Source organism: Streptococcus sp. HMSC062B01 (assembly GCF_001811085.1).
Taxonomy (GTDB): Bacteria; Bacillota; Bacilli; order Lactobacillales; family Streptococcaceae; genus Streptococcus; species Streptococcus gordonii.
Genome location: NZ_KZ672806.1, coordinates 271,411 through 297,202, shown reverse-complemented (window position 1 = coordinate 297,202; position 25,792 = coordinate 271,411). Strand labels below are relative to the sequence as shown.

Annotated in this window: 24 protein-coding genes and 1 pseudogene; 20 read left to right on the top strand and 5 right to left on the bottom strand. The window is 40.9% G+C overall.

Annotation, left to right across the window (positions count from 1 at the left end; translation table 11 throughout):
* Positions 1-5: 5 nt before the first annotated feature.
* On the top strand, positions 6-698 hold the full coding sequence (locus tag HMPREF2780_RS10225) for a 5'-methylthioadenosine/adenosylhomocysteine nucleosidase (protein WP_060553334.1): 693 nt from the start codon (positions 6-8) through the stop codon (positions 696-698).
* A 97-nt stretch (positions 699-795) separates the two neighbouring features.
* A complete protein-coding gene (locus HMPREF2780_RS10220; RefSeq protein ID WP_060553335.1) occupies positions 796-2,337 on the top strand; it encodes an ABC-F family ATP-binding cassette domain-containing protein in 1,542 nt (513 codons plus the stop codon).
* Positions 2,338-2,421: 84 nt separating this feature from the next.
* Here HMPREF2780_RS10220 and HMPREF2780_RS10215 read toward each other — a convergent pair whose 3' ends face one another.
* Genes HMPREF2780_RS10215 through HMPREF2780_RS10205 form a run of 3 tightly spaced genes read right to left on the bottom strand, consistent with a single transcriptional unit; the run spans position 2,422 to position 3,959 of the window.
* The gene (locus tag HMPREF2780_RS10215; protein WP_008809403.1) at positions 2,422-2,658 is read right to left on the bottom strand and encodes a zinc-ribbon domain-containing protein; all 237 of its coding nucleotides are present in this window, start codon (positions 2,656-2,658) and stop codon (positions 2,422-2,424) included.
* Positions 2,659-2,692: 34 nt separating this feature from the next.
* Positions 2,693-3,496: a peptidylprolyl isomerase gene (locus tag HMPREF2780_RS10210; RefSeq protein ID WP_061584935.1), complete on the bottom strand. Its 804-nt coding sequence runs from the start codon at positions 3,494-3,496 to the stop codon at positions 2,693-2,695.
* Between the two features lie 46 nt (positions 3,497-3,542).
* Positions 3,543-3,959: an NUDIX domain-containing protein gene (locus HMPREF2780_RS10205; RefSeq protein ID WP_061584934.1), complete on the bottom strand. Its 417-nt coding sequence runs from the start codon at positions 3,957-3,959 to the stop codon at positions 3,543-3,545.
* 334 nt (positions 3,960-4,293) lie between these two features.
* Between HMPREF2780_RS10205 and HMPREF2780_RS10200 the strand changes: the two genes are divergently transcribed.
* From HMPREF2780_RS10200 to HMPREF2780_RS10185, 4 genes are all read left to right on the top strand, one after another.
* Positions 4,294-4,491: a PspC domain-containing protein gene (locus tag HMPREF2780_RS10200; RefSeq protein WP_061410546.1), complete on the top strand. Its 198-nt coding sequence runs from the start codon at positions 4,294-4,296 to the stop codon at positions 4,489-4,491.
* A 143-nt stretch (positions 4,492-4,634) separates the two neighbouring features.
* On the top strand, positions 4,635-6,938 hold the full coding sequence (locus HMPREF2780_RS10195) for a DNA translocase FtsK (protein WP_061598871.1): 2,304 nt from the start codon (positions 4,635-4,637) through the stop codon (positions 6,936-6,938).
* A gap of 110 nt (positions 6,939-7,048) precedes the next feature.
* Positions 7,049-7,435 (top strand): SMU1112c/YaeR family gloxylase I-like metalloprotein, encoded by a 387-nt coding sequence (gene gloA2 / locus HMPREF2780_RS10190; RefSeq protein WP_061594466.1) that lies wholly within the window; start codon positions 7,049-7,051, stop codon positions 7,433-7,435.
* Between the two features lie 118 nt (positions 7,436-7,553).
* Complete coding sequence (locus tag HMPREF2780_RS10185; RefSeq protein ID WP_061594467.1) at positions 7,554-9,893, top strand: HAD-IC family P-type ATPase; 2,340 nt, start codon at positions 7,554-7,556, stop codon at positions 9,891-9,893.
* 31 nt (positions 9,894-9,924) lie between these two features.
* Here the strand turns inward: HMPREF2780_RS10185 and HMPREF2780_RS10180 are convergent, their stop codons facing one another.
* Positions 9,925-10,278 carry a DUF3397 domain-containing protein gene (locus HMPREF2780_RS10180; protein WP_061596663.1) on the bottom strand — a complete coding sequence of 118 codons (354 nt, stop codon included), beginning with the start codon at positions 10,276-10,278 and terminating at the stop codon, positions 9,925-9,927.
* 164 nt (positions 10,279-10,442) lie between these two features.
* On the opposite strand from HMPREF2780_RS10180, the gene rplK reads away from it, so the two are divergent.
* The 14 genes and pseudogenes from rplK to HMPREF2780_RS10110 all read left to right on the top strand — a co-directional run bounded on the left by rplK (position 10,443) and on the right by HMPREF2780_RS10110 (position 24,693).
* On the top strand, positions 10,443-10,868 hold the full coding sequence (gene rplK / locus HMPREF2780_RS10175; RefSeq protein ID WP_008809395.1) for a 50S ribosomal protein L11: 426 nt from the start codon (positions 10,443-10,445) through the stop codon (positions 10,866-10,868).
* Between the two features lie 97 nt (positions 10,869-10,965).
* Complete coding sequence (gene rplA / locus HMPREF2780_RS10170; protein ID WP_008809394.1) at positions 10,966-11,655, top strand: 50S ribosomal protein L1; 690 nt, start codon at positions 10,966-10,968, stop codon at positions 11,653-11,655.
* A gap of 237 nt (positions 11,656-11,892) precedes the next feature.
* Entirely contained in the window at positions 11,893-13,359 is a 1,467-nt protein-coding gene (locus HMPREF2780_RS10165; protein ID WP_060553342.1) for an APC family permease, read from the top strand.
* A gap of 259 nt (positions 13,360-13,618) precedes the next feature.
* Positions 13,619-14,833, top strand: a complete 1,215-nt coding sequence (locus tag HMPREF2780_RS10160) for a glycosyltransferase family 8 protein (RefSeq protein WP_061596661.1) — start codon at positions 13,619-13,621, stop codon at positions 14,831-14,833.
* 190 nt (positions 14,834-15,023) lie between these two features.
* On the top strand, positions 15,024-15,749 hold the full coding sequence (pyrH, locus tag HMPREF2780_RS10155; RefSeq protein WP_008809391.1) for a UMP kinase: 726 nt from the start codon (positions 15,024-15,026) through the stop codon (positions 15,747-15,749).
* A 21-nt stretch (positions 15,750-15,770) separates the two neighbouring features.
* Positions 15,771-16,328, top strand: a complete 558-nt coding sequence (frr, locus tag HMPREF2780_RS10150; RefSeq protein ID WP_008809390.1) for a ribosome recycling factor — start codon at positions 15,771-15,773, stop codon at positions 16,326-16,328.
* A 100-nt stretch (positions 16,329-16,428) separates the two neighbouring features.
* Entirely contained in the window at positions 16,429-17,283 is an 855-nt protein-coding gene (cvfB, locus tag HMPREF2780_RS10145) for an RNA-binding virulence regulatory protein CvfB (RefSeq protein WP_061596659.1), read from the top strand.
* A 164-nt stretch (positions 17,284-17,447) separates the two neighbouring features.
* Positions 17,448-19,514, top strand: coding sequence for a penicillin-binding protein PBP2B (pbp2b, locus tag HMPREF2780_RS10140; protein WP_061593301.1), 2,067 nt, complete (start codon positions 17,448-17,450; stop codon positions 19,512-19,514).
* A 10-nt stretch (positions 19,515-19,524) separates the two neighbouring features.
* A complete protein-coding gene (gene recR / locus HMPREF2780_RS10135; protein ID WP_008809387.1) occupies positions 19,525-20,121 on the top strand; it encodes a recombination mediator RecR in 597 nt (198 codons plus the stop codon).
* A 128-nt stretch (positions 20,122-20,249) separates the two neighbouring features.
* The gene (locus HMPREF2780_RS10130) at positions 20,250-21,296 is read left to right on the top strand and encodes a D-alanine--D-alanine ligase (RefSeq protein WP_061596657.1); all 1,047 of its coding nucleotides are present in this window, start codon (positions 20,250-20,252) and stop codon (positions 21,294-21,296) included.
* Positions 21,297-21,371: 75 nt separating this feature from the next.
* A complete protein-coding gene (locus HMPREF2780_RS10125) occupies positions 21,372-22,742 on the top strand; it encodes a UDP-N-acetylmuramoyl-tripeptide--D-alanyl-D-alanine ligase (RefSeq protein WP_061596655.1) in 1,371 nt (456 codons plus the stop codon).
* Positions 22,732-23,220 (top strand): annotated as a pseudogene (locus HMPREF2780_RS10120) (NUDIX hydrolase); the annotation flags it as partial. The gene HMPREF2780_RS10125 and the pseudogene HMPREF2780_RS10120, both read left to right, overlap by 11 nt.
* A 65-nt stretch (positions 23,221-23,285) precedes the next feature.
* Complete coding sequence (locus tag HMPREF2780_RS10115; RefSeq protein ID WP_061596653.1) at positions 23,286-23,996, top strand: YwaF family protein; 711 nt, start codon at positions 23,286-23,288, stop codon at positions 23,994-23,996.
* Between the two features lies 1 nt (position 23,997).
* Entirely contained in the window at positions 23,998-24,693 is a 696-nt protein-coding gene (locus tag HMPREF2780_RS10110) for a YwaF family protein (RefSeq protein WP_061596651.1), read from the top strand.
* 79 nt (positions 24,694-24,772) lie between these two features.
* Here HMPREF2780_RS10110 and HMPREF2780_RS10105 read toward each other — a convergent pair whose 3' ends face one another.
* Positions 24,773-25,636 (bottom strand): metallophosphoesterase, encoded by an 864-nt coding sequence (locus HMPREF2780_RS10105; protein WP_060970148.1) that lies wholly within the window; start codon positions 25,634-25,636, stop codon positions 24,773-24,775.
* Between the last annotated feature and the right edge of the window lie 156 nt (positions 25,637-25,792).

Below are 25,792 nucleotides of genomic sequence, written 5' to 3'. Positions count from 1 at the left end.
AAATAATGAAAATTGGAATTATCGCGGCTATGCCCGAAGAGTTAAAAGTATTGCTGGAGCATTTAGAAAATCCAGAAAAGCATCTTCGATTGGGACATGTCTATCATACGGGTTCTATTGGCCGTCATGAAGTAGTCTTGGTTGAGAGCGGAATTGGAAAGGTCATGTCTGCGATGAGTGTGGCTGTTCTGGTCAATGATTTCAAGGTTACTGCTGTCATTAATACAGGCTCAGCTGGAGCGGTGGCTGAAGGTCTGGCTATCGGTGATGTGGTGGTCGCAGATCGTCTGGTCTACCATGATGTGGACGTGACAGCCTTCGGCTATGACTATGGTCAGATGGCTCGCCAGCCACTCTATTTTGAGGCTAGTCGCTATCTGGTCTCTGAAATGAAGAAAATTTTAGACAAGACCCATCAAAAGGCAAGGGTAGGTTTGATTGCGACAGGCGATAGCTTTGTTGCTGGTCAAGAAAAGATTGATCGTATCAAGGAACATTTTCCAGATGTCTTGGCTGTCGAGATGGAAGGTGCAGCTATTGCTCAAGCCACACATTCGATTGGCCTGCCTTTTATGGTCATACGGGCAATGAGCGACACAGCTAGTCATGATGCAAATGTCACTTTTGATGAATTTATTATTGAAGCTGGTAAACGCTCGGCAGAAACCCTGATTCAGTTTTTAAAAGAGTTAATCTAGAGTAAGATCGACCTAGTCGGTCTTTTTCTATTCTTGCCAAAAAATCCCTTTTGATGGTATAATCAAGGGACTGCAATCAATGATAGAGGAGAAAAAGATGAGTATTTTAGAAGTAAAAAATCTTAGCCACGGTTTTGGTGACCGGGCTATTTTTGAGGATGTATCTTTCCGCTTGCTCAAGGGTGAGCACATTGGCCTTGTTGGTGCTAATGGCGAGGGGAAATCAACCTTTATGAGCATTGTGACAGGTAAAATGCTACCGGACGAAGGTAAAGTCGAGTGGTCCAAGTATGTGACGGCTGGCTATCTGGACCAGCATGCTGTGTTGGAGCAGGGCCAAACTGTCCGTGATGTTTTGCGCACAGCCTTTGACGAACTTTTCAAGACAGAAAGCCGCATCAACGACATCTATATGAGCATGGCTGAAGAAGGAGCCGATGTTGATGCCCTTATGGAAGAAGTGGGTGAGCTGCAGGACCGCTTGGAGAGCCGAGATTTCTATACCCTAGATGCTAAGATTGACGAAGTTGCGCGGGCACTAGGTGTTATGGACTATGGTATGGAAAGCGATGTGACGGAGCTATCTGGTGGGCAACGGACCAAGGTTCTCTTGGCTAAGCTACTTCTGGAAAAACCTGATATCCTGCTTTTGGACGAGCCAACCAACTATCTGGATGCCGAACATATTGACTGGCTTAAGCGCTACCTACAGAACTATGAAAATGCCTTTGTTCTCATCTCGCATGATATTCCTTTCCTGAATGACGTGATCAATATCGTCTATCATGTAGAAAATCAGCAACTGACCCGTTATTCTGGTGATTATTACCAGTTCCTAGAGGTCTATGAGATGAAAAAATCTCAGCTGGAAGCAGCCTACGAGCGCCAGCAGAAGGAAATTGCGGATCTCAAGGACTTTGTGGCTCGCAACAAAGCCCGAGTGGCGACCCGTAATATGGCTATGTCCCGCCAGAAAAAGCTGGATAAAATGGACATTATTGAGCTGCAAAGTGAAAAGCCTAAGCCTTCCTTTGACTTCAAGCCTGCCCGGACACCTGGTCGCTTTATCTTCCAAGCCAAGGATTTGCAGATTGGTTATGATCGACCGCTGACCCAGCCCCTTAATCTGACTTTTGAACGCAATCAGAAGGTAGCGATTATCGGGGCAAACGGGATTGGGAAAACAACCCTACTCAAGAGTCTGCTTGGTATTATCCCACCTATCGCAGGTCAAGTTGAGCGCGGGGACTATCTGGAGTTGGGCTATTTCGAGCAGGAAGTTGAAGGTGGCAATCGTCAGACACCGCTGGAAGCAGTCTGGAACGCCTTTCCGTCCCTCAATCAGGCTGAAGTGCGAGCGGCTCTAGCTAGATGTGGCTTGACTTCTAAGCACATCGAGAGCCAGATTCAAGTCCTTTCAGGTGGAGAGCAGGCCAAAGTCCGCCTGTGTCTTCTCATGAACCGAGAAAATAATGTTCTGGTGCTGGACGAGCCGACCAACCACCTGGATGTCGATGCCAAAGAGGAGCTCAAGCGAGCTCTGAAAGAATACAAGGGTAGCATTCTCATGGTCTGCCATGAGCCTGATTTCTACGAAGGTTGGATGGATCAGATTTGGGACTTCAATCAATTGACATAAAGATTTTTTCTGTAGAAAAAGTATTTTGTTTTTTAGATAAAAGAGAAAGAGGCTGGTCATATACTGACCAACCTCTTTTTGAACTTAATAATTTAAATATTCATTAATATCTTGTTTTTCAATCTCTTTGCCATATTCGCAGACAGGGCAGAGTACATAATATTTTCTACCATAAGGGATGAGAGGAATCCAGTAGAGGGAAAATTTCCGACCTGTTTCAATAAGATCCCAAGGAGCAGTTTGTTGACAGTTTCCACATTGGATAGCAGACTGAGTATGTCCTAGTTCTTTTTTATAGCCTTTGTAACCCCAAATAATCATATGAATTTATTCCTTTCTTAGTTAAACTAGAGGATTATTTTTTAAAGTTGTAATCCTTGATCACTTCGATCTTTTGAATCTTGATCTCGTTTTTAGGTTTATTGTTTTCATCAGTTTCGCTTTCGGCAATCTTATCAACAATATCCATGCCGTCTATGACTTGGCCGAAGACTGTATAATCACCATCTAAAGAAGGATTTCCACCTTTCTTGTATGCCTTAATAATCTGAGCTGGATATTTGCTTTCAGATAATTTGCTTGAGCTGTCTGTCTGGTTTTGGTTGATAAAGAATTGACTGCCGTTAGTATTATCAGATGCTGCATTGGCCATAGATAGAGCCCCGCGGAGGTTATATAGGTAGGCAGAAGTTTCATTCTTAAAGCCTTTTCCTGTGTCAATTTTTTGATTCTTTCCATACCATATTGACTCCCCACCTGTACCGTTTCCTTTAGGGTCACCACCTTGAATCATGAAGCCTTTGATGACGCGGTGGAAGATAACTCCATCATAATAGCCTTCTTTGGCATGAGTTAGAAAATTTTCAACTGCTAGAGGTGCATATTTGGGAAAGAGTTTGAGAGTGATGTCACCAGCTGTCGTTACGATTTTAACTTTCGCTTCATCTTTGGCAACTTTGGTTGATAGTTGAGGGAAGTTGGCATTCTTATTTGTCAATGCTTCCTTGGTTTCAGCTTCTTTTTTGCTAGCTTCAGCACTGCTTGCACTAGCTGCTAGACTAGAGTCTACATATTCATCGCCCCGCAAGACGCGTTGGATACTAGTACATCCTGCTAACAAAAGGCTAGCTGAAAGACCCAAAATTAATAATTTTTTCATCATGATCCTTTCTGAAATAGAAACTACTCACATTTTACTATAAAGATCAACGATTTTCAAATCTTGTAAAAAAAGAGAGAATTCTTATTTGCAAGTCTTTTGGTCTGAATGGGAGATGGGGGAAGTCAGAAAGACTGATCCACCTAGCTTCATATAGGTTTTGAGAATGACTTCGTTCCTTTTCCTCACCACCTATCGTTAAGTTTTCTAAGCCCGTATAGCTTGTCCAGAAATAAATGTGTTGATTATCGTCAGAATCATAAGTGAAGGCAGGTTTTAGGTATTCTGGCTTAAAAATAAGCTGGACTTCTTCTTTGATTTCTCTTATGGCTGCTTCGATTGGACTCTCACTCTCCTCAATTTGCCCGCCTGGAAGAACATAGTAGTGTTGCCCGTTTTTATATCGATAAACGGTCAGAATGCTCTTTAGTTTGGGATGATAGATAAGTATGCCAGCTCTCATAAGCAACTCCTTAATTTTTCTATTCATCAAGTTTAACAAAATAATGTTTAGAATACTAGAATGGAATCGTATTAACGAAAAAAGTTGCGATTGTGAAATCTAGCTAATCACTAGGGTTTTTATTTAGTTAGTCATAATTTTTGTTTTATTCCTAAAATCATTCTGACGCTATCTAGGGAAGGACAAGGTGAGAAATTTGATGAAAGCGACAAGAGTCTAATTAGAATCTAATGTAAGGTGATGAGATCCTAGTTCTTATCTTTACCTGAAAGGTTGTGCATACAAGAAGATTATGGTAAAATGAAAAAAATAAAAATTAATAGGAGCACTTTCCATGGAGAAAAGACTTACAAGAGATACTAAGAATCAAAAAATTGCTGGTGTTTGTGCTGGTTTAGCTAAATACTTTAACATAGATCCTACACTTGTTCGCGTACTGTGGATTATTTCAGTGTGTGCTCTTGGAACAGGGATCCTTGCTTATGCAGTTTGCTGGTTCGTTATGCCAGAAGAGGGAGCAACCCAAGACTAAAGGAAGACTTGATCTTTTAAAATCCAAAGCCAGCTAAGCTGGTTTTTTTCTTTTCGTAAGAAGTATTAAAGGTGAAGATTAAGTGTGTCAAAGAGTAAAAATTATCGTTTCTTGTCTATAGTTATTGTGGTATAATACAAGTTATGGCAAATAGTAAAAATAAGAAAAAAGGCCGAACAACTCGTCGGCCAACAAAAGCAGAATTAGAAAGACAAAGAGCTATTAAAAGGATGTTATTGAGCTTTGGTTTGGCCTTCATCCTTCTTTTTGCCGCCTTAAAACTAGGTGTTTTTGGGGTGACTATTTACAATCTGATTCGATTAGTTGTTGGTAGCTTAGCATACTTAGCAATTATAGCGACTTTGATCTATCTTTTCTTTTTCAAATGGTTAAGCAAGCACGAAGGTCTGATTTCAGGTTTTATCAGCATTTTTGTTGGTTTACTTCTAATCTATCAAGCTTACTTTGTAGATGTCTTATCACTCAAAGGTCAAGTCTTGTCCAGCACTCTAGCGAGAATCTTTGCTGATTTAACTGCTTTTAAAGTCAGTTCCTTTGCAGGGGGTGGTTTATTAGGATCCATTCTGCACTTACCAATTTCCTTTCTTTTTTCTAATTTCGGTTCCTACTTTATTGGTATCCTCTTCATTTTAGTAGGTGCGCTGCTAATCAGTCCTTGGACCATTTACGATATTTCTGAAAAGCTGGTTGAAGCATTCCACCGTCTTAGTGAAAAACGTGAAGAAAAGCGGCAACAGCGTTTTATTGAAAAAGAAGAACAGGCTGCTTTGGAAGCAATGCAGGCGATTGAAGTGGAGCAAGAAGGACCTGAAATCGATCTGGAAACAGGGGAAATTTTGGATGATGAAAATCAGGCAAGAACTCCTGTTGCCATTGAAACAGAGGAATATGAAGATTTGGGAGAATTTGAACTTGAAGATGCTCAAGATTTCAAAATTCAGCAGGAGTCAGAAGAAGCGGATGCTGACACAGATGTTGAGGTAGACTTCACAGCCAAAGAAAGTTTGGATTATAAGCTACCGACCATCAACCTCTTTGCGCCCGATAAACCTAAAAACCAGTCTAAAGAGAAGCGGATTGTTCGTGAAAATATCAAGATCTTGGAAGAAACTTTTGCGAGTTTTGGCATCAAGGCCACTGTTGAGCGGGCTGAAATCGGCCCTTCTGTCACAAAGTACGAGGTTAAGCCAGCTGTCGGTGTCAGGGTCAATCGGATTTCCAATCTGGCAGATGACTTAGCTCTAGCTTTGGCTGCTAAGGATGTACGGATTGAAGCGCCGATTCCTGGAAAATCTCTTGTCGGAATCGAAGTGCCCAACTCTGAAATTGCAACTGTAACCTTCCGAGAACTATGGGAACAGTCGAAGACGGATGCCAGCAAGCTCCTGGAAATCCCACTTGGTAAGGCTGTCAACGGATCTGTTCGCTCCTTTGACTTGGCTAAGATGCCTCACCTCTTAGTAGCGGGTTCTACTGGATCCGGTAAATCTGTGGCTGTCAATGGTATTATAGCTAGTATCCTCATGAAGGCTAGACCCGATGAAGTCAAGTTTATGATGGTGGATCCTAAGATGGTGGAGCTGTCTGTTTATAATGATATTCCCCACTTGCTTATCCCAGTCGTAACCAATCCTCGCAAGGCCAGCCGTGCGCTTCAGAAGGTTGTAGACGAGATGGAAAACCGCTATGAACTCTTCTCCAAGGTTGGTGCCCGTAACATTGCCGGCTACAATGCTAAGGTTGCTGAGTACAATGCTCAGTCAGAGTACAAGCAAGTGCCCCTGCCTTTAATCGTCGTCATCGTGGACGAGTTGGCTGACCTTATGATGGTGGCTAGTAAGGAAGTAGAGGACGCCATTATCCGTCTAGGACAAAAGGCGCGTGCGGCTGGTATTCACATGATTTTGGCTACCCAGCGACCATCAGTAGACGTTATTTCGGGTCTGATCAAGGCTAATGTGCCCTCTCGGATTGCCTTTGCAGTGTCCAGCGGGACAGACAGCCGGACCATTCTGGATGAAAATGGAGCAGAAAAGCTCTTGGGTCGAGGGGATATGCTCTTTAAGCCAATTGATGAAAACCATCCTGTTCGTCTGCAGGGCTCCTTTATTTCAGATGAAGATGTGGAGCGAATCGTAGCCTTTGTCAAGAATCAAGCTGAAGCTGACTATGACGATAGCTTTGATCCGGGCGAAGTATCTGAAAGCGATATGGAGTCTGGCGGAGGCGATGATGGAGGAGATCCGCTCTTTGAAGAAGCCAAGGCCTTGGTTATCGAGACTCAGAAAGCTAGCGCATCTATGATTCAGCGGCGCCTCTCGGTCGGCTTTAACCGAGCTACACGTCTCATGGAAGAGTTGGAAGTGGCAGGTGTTATCGGACCAGCCGAAGGCACCAAGCCTCGAAAGGTTTTGCAGACGAATTGATTCTAATTTCACTAGTCTGCTGGCAAAAAAATCATTCTATAAAAATAAATCTGCCAGCAACCAGCCGGCAGATTTTCTCTACTTACACATTACCAAGGAAAGAAAAAAGTATGAAATTAGACACCGTTCACCATATCGCCATCATAGGGCATGATTATGCCAAGACTAGGGAGTTTTATGTGGATAAGCTGGGCTTCGATATGCTAGATGAGCACCACCGGCCTGATAAACAGGATATTCTCTTTAATGTCCGCAAGGGAAATCTAACTTTGGAAATTTTTATCAAACCAGACGCTCCCAAAAGACCAGTTCTTCCTAATCCAGAACATACCGGGCTACGGCACCTGGCCTTCCGAGTGACAAATGTCGAAGAATACTTAGCGGAATTTGACCGTTTGGAGATTCCTCATACAGAGTTGCGCTATGACGACTTCGACGGTCGTAAGATGGCTTTCTTCTTTGATCCGGATGGCCTACCTCTGGAAATTCACGAATGAAAATGTAATTCTATTTTACAAGGGCAATTTCAAATATCCATACTTCAGCCTAAAGTCTGAAGAAATGTTGCCCTGTTTTTGCTACAATAAGTAAAGCGAATTCAATAAGGAAAACTCTATGCATCAGAATCAATTTCAAGGACTTAGTCAAGCACAAGTTGAAGAACGTCGCCAAAAAGGTCTGACTAATCAGGTTACCATCTCTACAGAAAGAACGACCTGGCAGATTGTTCGGTCCAATATTTTTACCTATTTTAATTTTATTTTTCTTGTACTGGCCATTCTCTTGGTCCTAGTTCAGTCATGGAATAATCTCCTCTTTGTTCCCATCGTTGTCATTAATTCCTTGATTGGGATTTTTCAGGAATTTAGGGCTAGAAAAGTTCTCAACCAAATGAAACTCTTACACACTTTCTCAGCCAATGTGATTCGAGATGGAGAAGAGCAGGTGCTTTCTGTCGAAGAACTTGTTCAGGATGATGTGGTTAAATTTTCTGCTGGGAATCAGATTTATGCCGATGGACAGATTCTCTTAGGAAGCTTGAAAGTAAATGAATCCCAGTTGACTGGTGAGGCTGATGAGATTGAAAAAAATTCGGGAGATGAGGTCCTATCTGGTAGCTTCGTGGTTGCTGGCCAAGCCTATGCTCGTCTGGACAAAGTAGGAGACCAGGCTTACATTAACCAGCTAGCTAAAGAAGCTAAAGAAATAAGCGGTGTAGAAGAATCCAAGATGGTTCATGCTGTCAATCGCCTAGTGCAGATCATTGGGATATTGATTATTCCTTTAGGACTCTTGCTTTTCTTCCGCAGTTTTATCAGTAATCAAGAAACTCTGCAAGTCAGTGTGACTTCAACAGTCGGAGCTATTGTGGGAATGATTCCGGAGGGACTCTATCTCCTGATGACGCTTGCCTTAGTTCTGGGGGCTGTTCGCCTAGCTAAACAGCAGGTCCTTCTCAACAGTATGAAGGGCATTGAGACTCTGTCGCGTGTTGATGTCCTTTGTGTAGATAAGACAGGGACTATTACAGAAAATAAAATGGCTGTTCGCCAGTTGCTTCCAGTAGCAGATCAGAAAGAGTTTGCATTAGAAGCACTGAGTCACTATCTTGAGGCTAGTCAGGACGCCAATGATACAATTGAGACCTTGCGAACTTATCCTGGGATTGAAAAAAGTGGACAAGCTTGGTCTATAAAAAGGCAGTACCCGTTTAGCTCTAAAAATAAATATGCAGCGGTATCGTTTGACCAAGGGATCTTTGTTTTAGGAGCTCCAGAGTATGTCCTTCGACAAGATTTAGAACATTATCAATCATATTTTCAGGATGCAGCGGAAGAAGGGAGCCGAGTGCTAGTGTTTGGTCTCTATGAGGGCTCAAACTTGGAAGCTAGCTTGGAGGCCCCTGTTAGTCCACTTCTGTTTATCTTTTTGGAAAATCCTGTCCGAGAGAATGCTGCTGAAACTTTTTCGTATTTTGAAAGACAAGGTGTGACAGTTAAGGTGATCTCAGGAGATAATCCTATTACAGTAGCCGCAGTTGCTAAGAAGGCAAAGATTCCTCATGCAGAAAACTATGTCGATGCTAGAAGTTTGGATTCGGATCAAAAGATTATTCAAGCTGCAGAAACGTATACCGTCTTTGGTCGGGTCAGTCCAGAGCAGAAGCAAAAATTGATTCAGGCATTACAAGGCCATGGGCATAATGTTGCCATGACAGGCGACGGTGTCAATGACATTCTTGCCATGAAAAAGGCTGATTGTAGTATCGCGATGGAATCTGGAAATGACGCAACCAAGCAGATAGCGCAAGTAGTCTTGCTGGACTCAGATTTCTCACATATGCCCCACATCGTTGCAGAAGGACGGCGTGTAGTTAATAATATTCAGAGATCGGCTAGTCTTTTTCTCGTTAAAAATATATTTTCTATCTTACTAGCCCTGACTTCGACCATATTTGCCTTCACTTATCCTTTGCAAGCTTCGCAGATGTCCTTGATCAGTGGTTTTACAATCGGGATACCTGGATTTTTGCTGGCTTTAGAGCCCAATAAGGCACGGATTAGAGGACGTTTTTTAGAGACGGTTTTGAAAAATGCCTTGCCTGCTGCAATTGTAGATTATCTAGCGGTTTTAGTGGCAGTATATTGTGGTCATTGGCTTGGACTCTCTCCTAAGGAAATCAGTACAAGTTCGATTATTCTTCTTGCAGTGGTAGGCTTTATAATAATGTATAAGCTTATTCGACCGCTTAACCGCATTAAGATTGCAATTATGCTCCTGAATATTACAGGGATAAGTCTCGCTGCTTTGCTCTTACCTCGCATCTTCAATTTAAGTGGCCTGTCAATCGCAGCAATCCTAATGACTGTCTTACTTTCGTTACTTTTGGAAAGACTGATATGGTTCTTCCAATTTTTAACTAACAAGGCAGTAGCTCTGTACAAAAAAACGTAAATAAAATGAAGTTGGAAAATCCCAACTTCATTTATTTTGCTAAAAAGAGGCCAATGACCATTGCCAGGTATAAAAAGAAAGTCAACATAAAGCCAGCCCGCCAAAAAAATTTTAAAAATTTTGGATAGTAGAAAGTCTGTTTTTTCTTGAGAAAATAGACCGTAATTCCGATTGCCAAGGCAGATAAAGCCAGTACCAGCTGTGGCAACATACTATGGTAGTATGCTCGATCAGAAATAAGATAGAATTCCAAAAAGAACATTGGGAAGGCTAGATCTGCAAAGTTAAGACCAAAGCGTTTTAAACGTAAAAATTTTATTAAAATGATAGATAAAGCAATAGTTAAAAAAATAAATAAAACGGAAGCAATTCTTAATAATATCATAGCTTTATTTTATCACAAAAAAAGTCAAAAAAGAAGAGAATTATCCTTGCATTTTCAATTCTTTAGTGTATAATAGAAAGGTATGCGATAAGCATGCTTGTGGGAGGTAATGCTCAAGTTTTATTGAGTAAATTCTACCGCCTAACCACAAAGGAGGATTTAAAATGGCTAAAAAAGTCGAAAAACTTGTAAAATTGCAAATCCCTGCTGGTAAAGCTACTCCAGCTCCACCAGTTGGTCCTGCGCTTGGTCAAGCCGGTATCAACATCATGGGATTCACTAAAGAGTTCAACGCTCGTACAGCTGATCAAGCTGGTATGATCATTCCAGTTGTTATCTCAGTATACGAAGACAAATCATTTACTTTCGTTACAAAAACACCACCAGCTGCTGTTCTTTTGAAAAAAGCTGCAGGTGTTGAAAAAGGTTCAGGTACACCTAACAAAACGAAAGTTGCAACTGTTACTCGTGCACAAGTACAACAAATTGCTGAAACTAAGATGCCAGATTTGAACGCAGCAAACATTGAGTCTGCAATGCGTATGATCGAAGGTACTGCTCGTTCTATGGGATTCACTGTTACTGACTAATTGTAACAATCCTATTTGCCCGCAATACACTTGATCATGAGACGAGTGACGTGGGAGATGAAAATCGATATGACCACATTACAAGGAGAAAGATAAAATGGCTAAAAAAAGCAAACAACTTCGTGCTGCTCTTGAAAAAATCGACAGCACAAAAGCATACAGCGTAGAAGAAGCTGTAGCTCTTGCAAAAGAAACTAACTTTGCAAAATTTGACGCAACTGTAGAAGTTGCATACAACTTGAACATCGACGTTAAAAAAGCTGACCAACAAATCCGTGGTGCAATGGTATTGCCAAACGGTACTGGTAAGACAGCTCGCGTTCTTGTTTTCGCGCGTGGTGCGAAAGCAGAAGAAGCAAAAGCTGCTGGTGCAGACTTCGTTGGTGAAGATGACCTCGTTGCTAAAATCAACGACGGTTGGTTGGACTTCGATGTAGTTATCGCTACACCTGACATGATGGCTCTTGTTGGACGTCTTGGACGTGTCCTTGGACCACGTAACTTGATGCCAAACCCTAAAACTGGTACTGTAACTATGGATGTTGCTAAAGCAGTTGAAGAGTCTAAAGGTGGTAAAATCACTTACCGTGCAGACCGTGCAGGTATCGTACAAGCTATCATCGGTAAAGTTTCATTTGACGCTGACAAATTGGCTGAAAACTTCAAAGCTTTCAACGAAGTTATCCAAAAAGCAAAACCTGCTACAGCTAAAGGAACTTATGTAACTAGCTTGACAATCACAACTACTCAAGGACCTGGTATCAAGGTTGACGTAAACTCACTTTAAAAATAATAAATGACTCTGGTTTTACCAGAGTTTTTTTCTGGAGAAAAATCAAAATATTTTACTTGGTGCATGAAAGTTTATTCAAATTTTAACAATGTTAGCAGACTAAGTGTATAAGAGAGGCTAAGAAATATCATGCTAAAACTGGCTGTTCCTCCAATAAGCCTAGTTACAAGTCCAGATAAACATGATATAATATGGTGAAACAATTTATTTATATAAAAAGGAGACGATGCGATGAAAAAAGATCAGAATCAGCTTACTTGGCTGATGGTGTCCCTGATTGCCTTTAATATGGTTTGGGGGCTTGGAAATGTCGTCAATAACTATTCCCAGCAGGGAATCTCTGTTATTGTTTCCTGGATTCTTATCCTAGCTCTATACTTCATTCCTTATGCACTGATTGTAGGACAACTTGGTTCTACATTTAAGGAAAGTGGGGGAGGTGTCAGTGACTGGGTTGAGAAGACTTCTACCAAGCGCTTGGCTTATTTTGCTGCCTGGACCTATTGGGTAGTGCATATTCCCTACTTGGCGCAAAAACCTCAAGGAGTTTTGATTCCGCTTGGTTGGGCTCTTCAAGGGAATGGTGATTTTTTAAGTAGCCTCGACATTCATTGGATTGTGATTTTGAGTTTGCTAATTTTCGGAGCCTTTCTCTACTTGTCTACTAAGGGACTTTCTACCCTCAAGGTAATTGGTGGTCTAGCAGGAAGTGCTATGCTCATCATGTCTATCCTTTTTGTTCTTTTAGCTGTAGGTGCGCCTTTTATCAAGCCTGATATGCAATTTGCAACGGCTAATATGGATAAGCTTAGTACCTATATTCCTAATTTTGACTTTTCATATTTTACTACAATTTCCCTCTTGGTCTTTGCGGTTGGTGGAGCTGAGAAAATTTCCCCTTATGTTAACCAAACCCGCAATCCCGCAAAGGAATTTCCAAAAGGGATGATTGTCATGGCTGTTATGGTTGGAGCTTCTGCTATTTTGGGGTCTCTAGCTATGGGAATGCTTTTTGATGGAAGTAATATTCCAGACGATTTGATGCGTAATGGTGCTTACCAAGCTTTCCAAAAACTTGGTAATTACTGGGGTGTCGGTAATCTTTTGGTTGTAATCTACGCCTTGACAAATATGGTAGGACAAATTGCCGCCCTGGCTTTCTCCATCGATGCGCCTCTGCAAATTTTACTTAATAATGCTGATGCTGAATTTGTTCCAAGCTGGTTGCGTAAGCGCACTTCAAAAGGTGTGTTGATTAATGGTTATATCTTAACAGGTATTTTGGTGAGTCTCTTGATTATCCTGCCAATCTTTGGAATAAAAGAAATTGATGGTTTGGTTAAATGGATGACCAATCTTAACTCTATCGTTATGCCGATGCGTTATCTCTGGGTTTTCCTTGCCTATATGTTGTTAAACAAGGCTTGGAAGAAGTACAAAAATGCGGAGTATAAATTAACAAAAAATCCTAAAGTTGGCTTTGTTATTGGAGCTTGGTGCTTCCTCTTTACAGCTTTCGCTTGTATTCTGGGGATGGTTCCAAAAGTGGATTATGCTCAAGATCCAGCTGGTTGGAAATTCTCTCTCTTGACTAATGTTTTGACTCCTCTTGTTCTGATTAGTTTGGGAATTATTTTACCTTTACTAGCTAAGCGTGAGAAAAGACAAGCCCGTCGACAAGAAATCGCTGAGAAATAAATTAAGTAATATATATAAATCGGTCCTATCTGATGATAGGGCTGATTTTAATAGAGTCAGATAGCTCATAATCAAGATGAGCAGCAGAGTAGTGAATATTTTATACTTAAATTTGGATGAGTAGAAAAGATGTTAAGGTATCTTATTGCAATCAAAGCAAAAACTGATGAAAGCTCTGTTTACTTATGGATTGTTTGAATTAAACAAGCGAATTCGCTATAATGAAGATACTATAATAAGACTAGCAAATAGAGGAAAGATGAATCAGATGAAAAGTATTGTTTTAGCAGGAGATTATGGTTATATTCGTCAAATTGAGACAACTATCAAGTCTTTATGTTGCTATCATGAAGGTCTGCTGATCTATGTTTTTAACCAAGATATACCACAAGAATGGTTCATCAATACTCGAAAAAAAGTAAAAGGGACAGGAAATGATCTGCTTGATATCAAGCTTTTACGAGATGATTTAAGGATGAAGTGGGAAGAATCAACCTACTCTCATATTAACTACATGGCCTATGCTCGCTATTTTATTCCAGAATATGTGAAGGCTGATCGAGCTCTTTACCTTGATTGCGACTTGGTTGTCACTCAGAACTTGGATCACTTATTTGATTTGGATCTGGAAGATTACTATATTGCAGCAGTAAGAGCTACCTTTGGTTTGGGGATTGGATTTAATTCTGGAGTCATGCTTATAAATAACGAACGTTGGCGGAGGGAAAATATTTCTCAGCAATTAGTTGAGTTGACTGACAGGGAAATTGAAAGGGTCTTAGAAGGAGATCAGAGTATTTTAAATATGCTCTTTGTGGGACAGTACTTAGAGCTAGAGGATAGCTATAATTTCCAAATCGGTTTTGATATGGGAGCTGCTCAGTATGGTCATGATTTTGTCTTCGACATCCCTCTGTCTCCTCTGCCAGCTATTGTTCACTATATTTCCGCTCTAAAACCATGGAATCTTCTAACAAATATGAGACTGAGGGAAGTTTGGTGGTTTTATAATGACCTTGATTGGACAGCGATCATTGCGAGCAAGGCACTGAAAGGTGTAGAAAATCAAGGTCAAGACCAGATCCAAGTCTACAAGAAAGAATTATTGACCTTGACCAACAGTGACTCTTTGGAGTGCATCAAAGAATTGATTCAAGCTTTACCAGATTGTCTTTTCCATATCGCTGCTTACTCAGATATGTCAGATCGATTGATCAGTCTTTTGTCTTACGAGAATGTTCGCCTGCATCGTTTGGTTCTACCGATTCCGTTGAAGCAGTTAGCTGTGGCTTGCGATTTTTATCTAGACATTAATCATGACCACAAGTTTCTAGATTTTTTAGAGATGATCGAAAAGCAAGGAAAGCCGATTTTTGCTTTTGAGACTACTCAGACAGAAGGAATTACGGAAAGAATTTTTGCCACTGACAAGTACCAAGAAATGGTAGAAGCAATTCGCCGATATCCTTCTTAAGAAAAAAATCATCCAATATATTTGTTTATCTCTTGAATGAAGCTAGTCTTATCCTCTGACAAGGCTGCTTTTTCTTTGCTACTGATTGAGCAGGATACCGATTTATCAAAAAAGAAAATTTTGAAAGATTTAACTATATAAAAATCATAAAATGTGGTAAAATAGTACAGATAAAATAAGGAGTGTAAAAATGGTAGAACCCAAGTATAAACGTATTCTAATCAAGTTGTCCGGCGAAGCCCTTGCTGGTGATAAAGGTGTTGGTATCAATATTCAAACCGTTCAAAAAATGGCTGAAGAGATCAAGGAAGTTCACGATTTAGGAATCGAAATTGCTCTTGTTATCGGTGGTGGTAATCTCTGGCGTGGAGAACCGGCTGCCGAAGCTGGAATGGATCGTGTACAAGCTGACTATACTGGTATGTTGGGGACTGTTATGAATGCTTTGGTCATGGCTGATTCTCTACAGAGAGTTGGGGTTGATACCCGCGTTCAGACTGCAATTGCTATGCAACAAGTTGCAGAGCCGTACATTCGAGGTCGTGCACTCCGTCATTTACAAAAAGGACGTATTGTTATTTTTGGAGCTGGTATTGGGTCACCCTACTTTTCAACCGATACAACAGCCGCCCTTCGTGCTGCAGAAATTGAAGCAGATGCAATTTTGATGGCTAAGAATGGTGTTGATGGGGTCTACAATGCGGATCCTAAGAAAGATAAGACTGCTGTTAAGTTTGACGAATTAACTCACCGTGATGTCATCAGCAAGGGATTGCGAATCATGGATTCTACAGCTTCTACTCTTTCTATGGACAACGATATCGATTTGGTTGTCTTTAACATGAATGAAGCTGGAAATATCAAACGTGTTGTCTTTGGAGAGCAAATCGGGACAACAGTATCAAATAATTTATAAGAAATTGGAGATAAAAAACTTATGGCAAATGCAATTGTAGAAAAAGCAAAAGAAAGAATGAGTCATTCGCATCAAAGTTTGGCGCGTGAATTTGGAGCTGTCCGTGCGGGTCGTGCGAATGCAAGTTTGTTAGACCGTATCAGTGTTGAATACTATGGTGTAGAGACTCCGCTCAATCAAATTGCTTCTATTACTATTCCTGAAGCACGTGTTCTTTTGGTGACACCTTTTGATAAGTCTTCTCTTAAAGATATCGAACGTGCTATCAATGCGTCTGATCTTGGTATTACGCCAGCCAGCGATGGATCTGTTATCCGTTTGGTTATCCCGGCTTTGACTGAGGAAACTCGTCGCGACCTAGCTAAAGAAGTGAAAAAAATTGGCGAAAACGCTAAGATTGCGATTCGAAATATCCGTCGTGATGCTATGGACGAAGCTAAGAAGCAAGAAAAAGCAAAAGAAATCACTGAAGACGAATTGAAGACTTTAGAAAAAGATATTCAAAAAGTAACAGATGACGCTGTCAAGCATATTGATGAAATGACTGCGCACAAAGAAAAAGAACTCTTAGAAGTTTAAAATTTTTATCAAAATGAACACTCAGTTGGCACTGCTGACTGAGTTGTTTTAACATAAACATCCTTGCCCTTCAAAAAAAGCAAGGTAGAAGAAGGAATCAATGAATACAAATCTTGCTAATTTTATTGTGGGTTTGGTTACAGATGAAAATGATCGTTTTTACTTTGTCCAGAAGAATGGTCAGACCTACGCCCTAGCTAAGGAAGAAGGCGAGCATCAGCTGGGCGAGTCCGTTAAGGGATTTGCCTACACTGATATGAAACAAAAATTACGCCTGACGACTCTAGATGTAACAGCAACCCAAGAAAGCTTTGGCTGGGGAACAGTGACTGAAGTGCGTAAGGACTTGGGTGTCTTTGTCGATACTGGACTTCCTGATAAGGAAATTGTCGTATCGCTGGATATTTTACCTGAGTTGAAGGAGCTTTGGCCCAAAAAGGGTGATAAGCTCTATGTACGCCTGAGTGTAGACAAGAAAGACCGAATCTGGGGGAATCTGGCCTATCAGGAAGACTTTCAACGTTTGGCTCGTCCGGCCTATAACAATATGCAAAATCAAAATTGGCCAGCTATTGTCTATCGCCTCAAGCTTTCAGGTACCTTTGTTTACCTTCCGGAGAATAATATGCTGGGTTTTATCCATCCAAGTGAGCGTTATACAGAGCCACGTTTGGGGCAGGTCTTAGATGCGCGGGTCATTGGTTTCCGTGAAGTAGACCGTACTCTTAATCTTTCTCTTAAACCCCGCTCTTTTGAGATGCTTGAAAATGATGCTCAGATGATTCTGACCTACCTAGAAAGCAACGGTGGCTTTATGACCTTAAACGATAAATCCTCCCCAGAAGATATCAAGGCCACTTTTGGTATTTCTAAGGGACAGTTCAAAAAAGCTCTGGGTGGTCTGATGAAGGCAGGAAAAATTAAGCAAGATCCGACTGGCACTGAGCTACTTTGAGGAATCATTTAAAACTTATAAAATTGGAAAGAAGCCAAGCGAATTTACCCCTTTTCCAATGATAAGATTCTCCTCCATCAGGAGACATTCCTCTTATAATCTGGGCTTCTTTCCCAGATTATTTTTTATCTTTTTGTGGTAGAATAGAAGAAACTTTTACTAGAATGAGAGAAAATATGTCTAAGAAAGAAAGAAAATTTGATAGCCATTCTATTCCGAGACGCTTAAATCTCCTATTTGGAATGGTGATTATATTATTTGTGACTTTGATTGGCCGTCTGGCTTATATGCAAGTCTTCAACCAAGATTTTTATACTAAAAAATTAGCAACTGCTAGCCAAACAAAGATAAAACTAAGCTCGGTTCGTGGGCAAATTTATGACGCATCTGGGAAGCCTTTGGTTGAAAATGCAACCAAACAAGTTGTTTCCTTTACTCGCAGTAATAAGATGACTGCTGCCGATATCAAAGAGACTGCCAATAAGTTACTTGATTATGTGGATGTGACAGATGTAGACTTAAGAAAGCGCCAGATTGCTGATTATTATCTAGCAGATCCAGAGGTTTACCAAGAAGTAGTTGCCAAGCTACCGAAGAAGAAGAAGTTTGACTCAGATGGAAATCGCTTGTCTGAATCAAAGATTTACAACAACGCTGTAGAGAGCGTGGATGTGTCTAGTCTTAACTATAGTGATCAGGAAAAAAAGGCTATTTTTCTCTTTAGTCAGATGAATGAGATTGCTAATTTCGAGACGGGAAATATTCGTACGGACGATTTATCAACAGAACAAGTGGCTCTAATTGCGTCTAGTGGCAAGGAATTAACTGGAATTAGTATTTCAACTGCCTGGGAGCGCAAGGTCTTGGATACTCCCTTGGCTTCTATTATTGGTAGTGTTTCAAGTGAAAAAGCAGGTATTCCCGCTGAGGAAGTAGATGCCTATTTGAAGAAGGGCTATTCTTTGAAAGACCGTGTGGGGACCTCCTATCTCGAAAAAGAATATGAGTCAGTCCTGCAAGGAGAACGGGCGATTAAGGAAATCCACCTGGACAAGAACGGGAATATGGAAAGTATCGACACAATTTCTGAAGGAAGCAAGGGAAAAAATCTCAAGCTGACTGTGGAAATGGCTTTTCAAAATGGTGTAGATGAGATTCTAAAAAACGCTTTTGTCGCGGAATTAACAGCAGGGAATGCCACTTATTCTGAAGGAGCCTATGCTGTTGTCATGAACCCAGAAACTGGAGCTATTCTTGCTATGGCCGGAGTTAAGCATGATTTGAAATCAGGAAATGTTAGCTCGAACTCTTTGGGAACTGTGACAGATATCGTGGTACCAGGATCAGTAGTTAAGGCAGCCACTTTGACAGCAGGTTGGGCTAATAATGCTATCTCAGGCAATCAGACCTTGACGGACCAACCAATAGTCTTCGGTCAGGATTCGTCATCAATTACATCATGGTTTACTAGTTATGGGAATCGTGATATTACAGCTGTGGAAGCCTTAGAGTATTCGTCAAATACTTATATGGTGCAAGTTGCCCTCAAGATGATGGGAACACCTTATACTCCGAATATGGGAGTGGATTTGAAGAATTTAGACTCTTCCATGGAAAAATTGAGAGAGACTTTTGCAGAATATGGCTTGGGTGCTAAAACGGGAGTGGACCTTCCGACAGAATCTCAAGGTTATACTCCTAAAGAGTTCACTTTTGCTAATTACTTGACCAATGCTTTTGGTCAGTTTGATAACTACACACCTTTGCAATTAGCCCAGTATGCAGCTACAGTCGCGAATAATGGTAAACGGGTTGCCCCGCATTTAGTTGAAGGTATTTATGCTAACGACAAAAATGGTGGCCTAGGAGACTTGATTGAAAAGAAAGAAACAAAGGTTTTGAATCAAGTGAACATTTCTGAAGAGAATATGAAATTGATCAAGGAAGGTTTCTACCAAGTGGTTCACGGGGGAAGTGGTTTTACGACAGGAAGAACCATTTCTCAAGGTGAGTCAGTTCCAATCAGTGCTAAGACAGGAACGGCTGAAACCTTTGTTAATAATGGTCAGCAGGCTATAAACACTAATGTTGTAGCTTATGCACCAAGTGATAATCCCAAGATCGCAGTGGCGGTTGTTTTCCCACATAATACTAATCTATCATCAACGGTTAGCCACAGCGTTACTCGGGATATTATCAATCTATATAATCAACTACACCCTATGAATTAGAAAGGATGCTATGTTATATCCAACCCCTATCGCTAAGCTCATTGATAGTTTCTCAAAACTGCCTGGTATCGGTATCAAGACAGCTACACGTTTAGCCTTTTACACCATTGGAATGAGTGATGATGATGTCAACGAATTTGCTAAAAATCTTTTGGCAGCTAAGCGTGAACTAAGTTACTGCTCAATTTGTGGTAATCTGACGGATGAAGATCCTTGCGCTATTTGTCGAGACGAATCGCGTGATCAATCTACAATCTTAATTGTTGAGGATAGTAGAGATGTCTCAGCCATGGAAAATATTCAAGAATACCACGGGCTTTATCATGTCCTGCATGGCTTGATTTCACCTATGAACGGTATTGGACCGGATGATATCAATCTTAAAAGCTTGATTACTCGTCTGATGGATAGTGAGGTGACAGAAGTTATTGTTGCGACCAATGCGACAGCAGACGGAGAGGCAACCTCTATGTATATCTCAAGGGTCTTGAAACCTGCTGGTATTAAAGTTACTCGACTAGCGCGTGGTTTAGCAGTTGGCTCCGACATTGAGTATGCGGATGAGGTTACGCTGATTCGCGCTATCGAAAATCGTACAGAATTATAAAAATAAGGATTCTTCTATTTTTGAAGAATCTTTTTTCTATTCAAAAAAAAACGGAATTATGATATACTAAAACGGTCTAAAGAGAATCAATCTCAAGTATAAAATCTTTAAAGAATAGGATAGACGAGATGGCAAAGAAAAGTTTAATTTTGTTGTACGGTGGTCGTAGTGCAGAGCGGGAAGTATCAGTCTTGTCGGCAGAAAGTGTTATGCGGGCTATCAATTATGATCTATTTTCTGTAAAAACATACTTCATCACGAAAGAGGGCGACTTTATCAAGACTCAGGAATTTGAAGCAAAGCCAGTTGCTGATGAAAAGCTGATGACCAATGCCACAGTGGACATGACTCGGAAGATTAAACCTAGCGATATTTACGAAGATGGAGCAGTGGTCTTTCCAGTCATGCATGGTCCCATGGGCGAAGATGGCTCAATTCAAGGCTTCCTAGAAGTACTCAAAATGCCTTATGTCGGCTGTAATATTCTATCTTCTAGCCTGGCCATGGATAAAATTACGACCAAGCGAGTTCTGGAATCAGCAGGTATTGCTCAAGTACCTTATGTAGCGGTGGTTGATGGTGAGGATTTAGAGCAAAAAATCCAGGAAATCGAAGAGAAACTGTCCTATCCCGTCTTCACCAAACCTTCTAATATGGGCTCCAGTGTCGGCATTTCAAAATCTGATAATCAGGAAGAACTGCGTTCTTCTCTGGAACTGGCTTTCAAATATGATAGTCGGGTACTAGTCGAGCAAGGTGTAACAGCTCGTGAGATTGAGGTCGGACTTCTTGGTAACGCTGATGTCAAAAGCAGTCTTCCAGGGGAAGTTGTTAAGGATGTGGCTTTCTATGATTATCAAGCCAAATATATTGACAATAAAATCACCATGGCAATCCCAGCTCAGCTTCCTGAAGGTGTTGTGAATACTATGCGTCAAAATGCCGAGACAGCTTTTCGTGCTATTGGTGGTTTAGGACTATCTCGCTGTGATTTTTTCTACACAGAAGATGGTCAGGTCTTTCTCAACGAGCTCAACACTATGCCAGGTTTTACCCAGTGGTCAATGTATCCACTACTCTGGGAAAATATGGGGTTAGCCTATCCTGACTTGATTGAGAAGTTAGTCAGACTTGCTGAAGAGGCGTTTGCCAAGAGAGAGGCGCATCTTCTCTAAAATATGATATAATAGAGGGGCTGAAAATTTTCGGTCCTTTCTTTTTGCGAGCAAACCGAAAAACGAGGAAGAAGTATGAAATTAGATTTATATGAAATCGCAGAAGTCCTATCTGCGAAAAATGATGTGACTCAGTTTGAAAATGTCGCACTTAGAAATGCTGAGTTTGACAGCCGTTTGATTGAGTCAGGTGACCTTTTTGTGCCCCTCAAGGGAGCACGTGACGGCCATGACTTTATCGCAACAGCCTTTGCTCAGGGAGCTGTTGCCACCCTATCTGAGCGTCCAGTGGCAGAGGGTCCGTATATCTTAGTTGACGATGTCCTAACAGCCTTTCAGCGCTTGGCCCAATATTATCTGGAAAAGATGCAGGTGGACGTGCTGGCAGTGACAGGTTCCAATGGTAAAACGACGACCAAGGACATGCTGGCTCAGCTACTAGCAACCAGCTACAAGACCTATAAGACACAAGGTAATTACAATAACGAAATCGGCCTGCCTTATACGGTTCTTCATATGCCTGAAGATACAGAGAAACTTGTCTTGGAAATGGGGCAGGACCACTTGGGCGATATCCATCTCCTGTCTGAACTGGCCAAACCTAAGACGGCTATTGTAACTCTGGTTGGAGAAGCCCATCTGGAATTCTTCGGCAGTCGAGCTGAGATTGCCCAAGGCAAGATGCAGATTGCGGACGGTCTAAGAGAAAATGGTCTCTTGATTGTTCCAGTTGATAAGATTGTCAATGAATTTCTGCCAGCAGATTGCAAACTGGTTCGCTTTGGTCCTGATGCGGATATCTTCCTGACGCGTCTGGAAGAGCGCAAGGATAGTTTGAGCTTTGAATGTAACTTTTTAGAACAAAGAATTGACTTGCCTGTGACCGGTAAGTACAATGCAACTAACGCCATGATTGCGGCCTATGCAGCTCTGCAGGAGGGTGTATCTGAGACAGCTATTGCTCAGGCTTTTTCTAAGCTGGAGCTGACCCGCAATCGAACAGAATGGAAGAAAGCTGCTAATGGCGCAGATATTTTATCGGATGTCTACAATGCCAATCCAACAGCTATGCGCTTGATTCTTGAGACTTTCTCGACCATTCCGGCTAATCCAGGCGGACGAAAATTGGCAGTGCTGGCGGATATGAAAGAGCTGGGAGCGGACTCTAAGTCTATGCACGGCTCGATGATTACTAGCCTCAATCCAGAAATTGTGACCGAACTTTTCCTCTATGGACAGGATATGGAAGCCCTCTATGACTATGCCAAGGAAATCTACCCGCCAGGAAGAGTCCATTACTTTATCAAAAATGACGAGAAAGACCAGTTTGAACAGCTGACCAAAGCTGTCAGAGAGAAGCTGACTCCTGCCGACCAAATCCTTCTCAAAGGCAGCAATTCCATGAATCTGGCGAAGCTGGTAGAGGACTTGGAAGATGGAAACTAAAGAAACTACAAAAACCATTCAACGCCTCCTTTCTATTACAGAGACAGGACTGGCATTTAGTCGTGATGAATTTGATCGAGAGCGTTACTTAGAACTCCGTCAGCTTTTGGGACACCTCCTGGCTGATTGGTCAGATTTGGATGGGAAAGAATTGACAGAGCTGTTGCGCCCAACAGATTTTTATGCCACTCCCTTGATTGATGTCCGAGCTGTACTGGTTCGAGACGGAAAAATCTGTTTGGTTAAGGGTAAAAATGAGAAAACTTGGGCTTTACCTGGTGGCTTTTGTGAAGTCGGCCTATCTCCTAAGGAAAATATCGTCAAGGAAGTCCAAGAAGAAACGGGATTTAATGTTTCAGTTTCTCGTCTGCTTGCAATTTTTGATACTAATAAATTTCAATTTCAGAGTAAGCAATATGCTAAACTGGTCTTCGAGTGTCAGATAGAGGATGGAGATTTTCAGCCTAATACAGAAATATTGGATTAGTTGAAAAATTAGTCAAAGACTATTAAATACTTTATTATTAATTTTAAAAATAGGAGATGAGAATGGGAGATTTTTTTACAAGTCAAAAAACAGAACCGCCCGTATTAACACCCCTAGGATTAGTGCTCATGCTACTTGCTTTATTTATTGTGATCTATAGCGCAAGTAGATTTTACAAACAAAAAAGCTTTCAAAGAATTTTTCAAGGACTGCAGATTGTCCAATTGGTTCTTTTGTATGGTTGGTACATGGCCACTCAGGCTCCCTTGACTGAGAGTTTGCCTTTTTATCATTGCCGGATTGCTATGTTTGCAGTCTTGCTCTTGCCAAGGAGAACATCTTATAAACAATACTTTGCCTTGTTGGGGGTGTTTGGACCGATTTGTGCCTTGCTTCATCCAATTTTTGATCCTTACCCGCTTCCGCATATTACCTTATTTTCTTATTTAGTTGGGCATTTGGCTCTTTTGGGAAACTCCATTGTTTATTTGATGAATGAGTACGACTATAAAATTTTATCCAATCGTCGGATTATTGAAATAACCTTTGGCATGAATGCTGTCATTTTCCTTGTGAATCAGCTAACTGGTGGAGACTATGGATTCCTCAAAAATCCTCCTTTAGTTGGTGACTATGGTATGTTAGGAAATTTCCTTTTAGTATCTTCAGTATTAGTTGTAGCTTTATGTGGTTTTTCCCTTCTTTTTAAACGCTTGAAAGAAGCTCAGGAAAACAGAATATTCCTTTTAAAAGATTGGAGAGAATGAGATGCTTCCATTTTTAACGACAAATCAGACAGCTCCGCCTTTGATCTCGGCTCTTGCCTATGCTTTGATGATTTCTCTTGTCGCCTTATCCATTTATGGTGCAGTAAAATATCACGACAATCCAGGCTTTGTTAAGGCGTTTAAGTGGATTCAGTTTGTTCAGCTTTTGGCTCTTTATGCTTGGTATATCGGTTTCCGTCTTCCTTTGGCCAACAGTCTTCCTCTTTATCATTGTAGACTAGCCATGTTTGCCATGATTTTCTTACCAGATAAATGGAAGATAAAGCAGTATTTTGCTTTACTTGGAGCTAGTGGTGCTATTTTTGCCTTGGGTTACCCTGTATTTGATCCTTATGACTTTCCACATATTACAAGCTTTTCATTTTTGATTGGTCATTATGCACTTTTAGTTAATTCTTTGATTTATCTATTTAATCATTATGATAAACGTTTACTAAAAAAGTCCGAGATTATTGCCTATACCTTGATGTTAAATCTCTTCTTGATAGGGGTCAATCAAATGACAGGAGGAAATTATGGCCTTCTAGCTAGACCTCCTTTTATCAGTGGGGACAACCTCTTGATAAACTATTCTTTGGTCTCTTTTATTCTGATTCTGGCCTTGCTTCTCTTTGACGAATTATTTAAAAGAAATATTTTCAAAAGAAAACTTTTTAGAAGAAAAAGGTCGGCTTAAGAGGGCTTGAAAAGAAGTGGGTTTCTTTAGAATTTAAATATTAAAAGCAGCTCTTCAAGGGCTGCTTTTGTTTAAGTCTTTATGATTTGGTATCAAGAATTGTCAAGGCATCTCGCAGTTCATCTGCCAGGTGTTTTTTCTTATAGTCAAGAAATTCTTCTAAATCTTTAATTGTGTTATAACGCTTGTGAAGACGATACATCTGTGAAATCTTATACTGAGGAAAGTCATTAAAAAAGTTTTGAGTCAGTTTCCATTCACGAACATAGCCCAAAGGACGCATGTGATAGCGAACACCATCAATGACTCGGCTATGGTGACGATGATGAAGATGGCCAAAAACGACATCTTTCACCCCATATTTGACAAAGAGCTGGTGAAAAGCTTGGCTACCTAGGAAGGCGTTGAAGCGTTGGAAATATGGGTGGTCATAAAGAAATTCTTGATGGGGGACAAAATGTAGAGCAATAATAATGGGACCATCCAAAGAAGCCAGCAGTTTTTCTAACTGAAGGAGGCTGTGAGCTGTAATGCTGGGATCGTCTAGTTTCCTATCTAATCTACGATCAAACCAGAAGTTATTTTTTGTTCTCAGGTGCTCTTCCTTGCTTTTTTCTGGAACAAAGCTGTAATCATACCAGCCAGAAAAGCTAACGAGTTTGGTCTGACCAAACTGTTGGACCTGAAAATCATAGTTAGAAATCTCTTGCTCAGAAAGTCCCAGCATATCGTGGTTGCCGAGATTAAAAGAGGTGGGAAGTTCTTGCATCAAGTCTTCAATAAAGGGCAAACTAATATGGGCTAGATCATTAGATAAATCCCCTGCAATGTGAAGATGGTCAATTCTCTCTTTTTTTAAAACCTCCTTAAGTGTCTCTAGTTCAAAGTGTCCAAACTGATTGGAGTCCAGATGGAGGTCGCTCATAAATCCGATTCTTGTCATGGTTTTAGTCTAGCACAAAATTGGTTACATGAACATATATAAGTTTAATTAGTTTTGCAGAGCTGATTTTAAGGGATATTCAAAGTAGAGTGGTTAAGATATTAGGAAAAGAATAGACCTTTTTCATGTCGTAAAATTTACTTTTCTAACAATTTT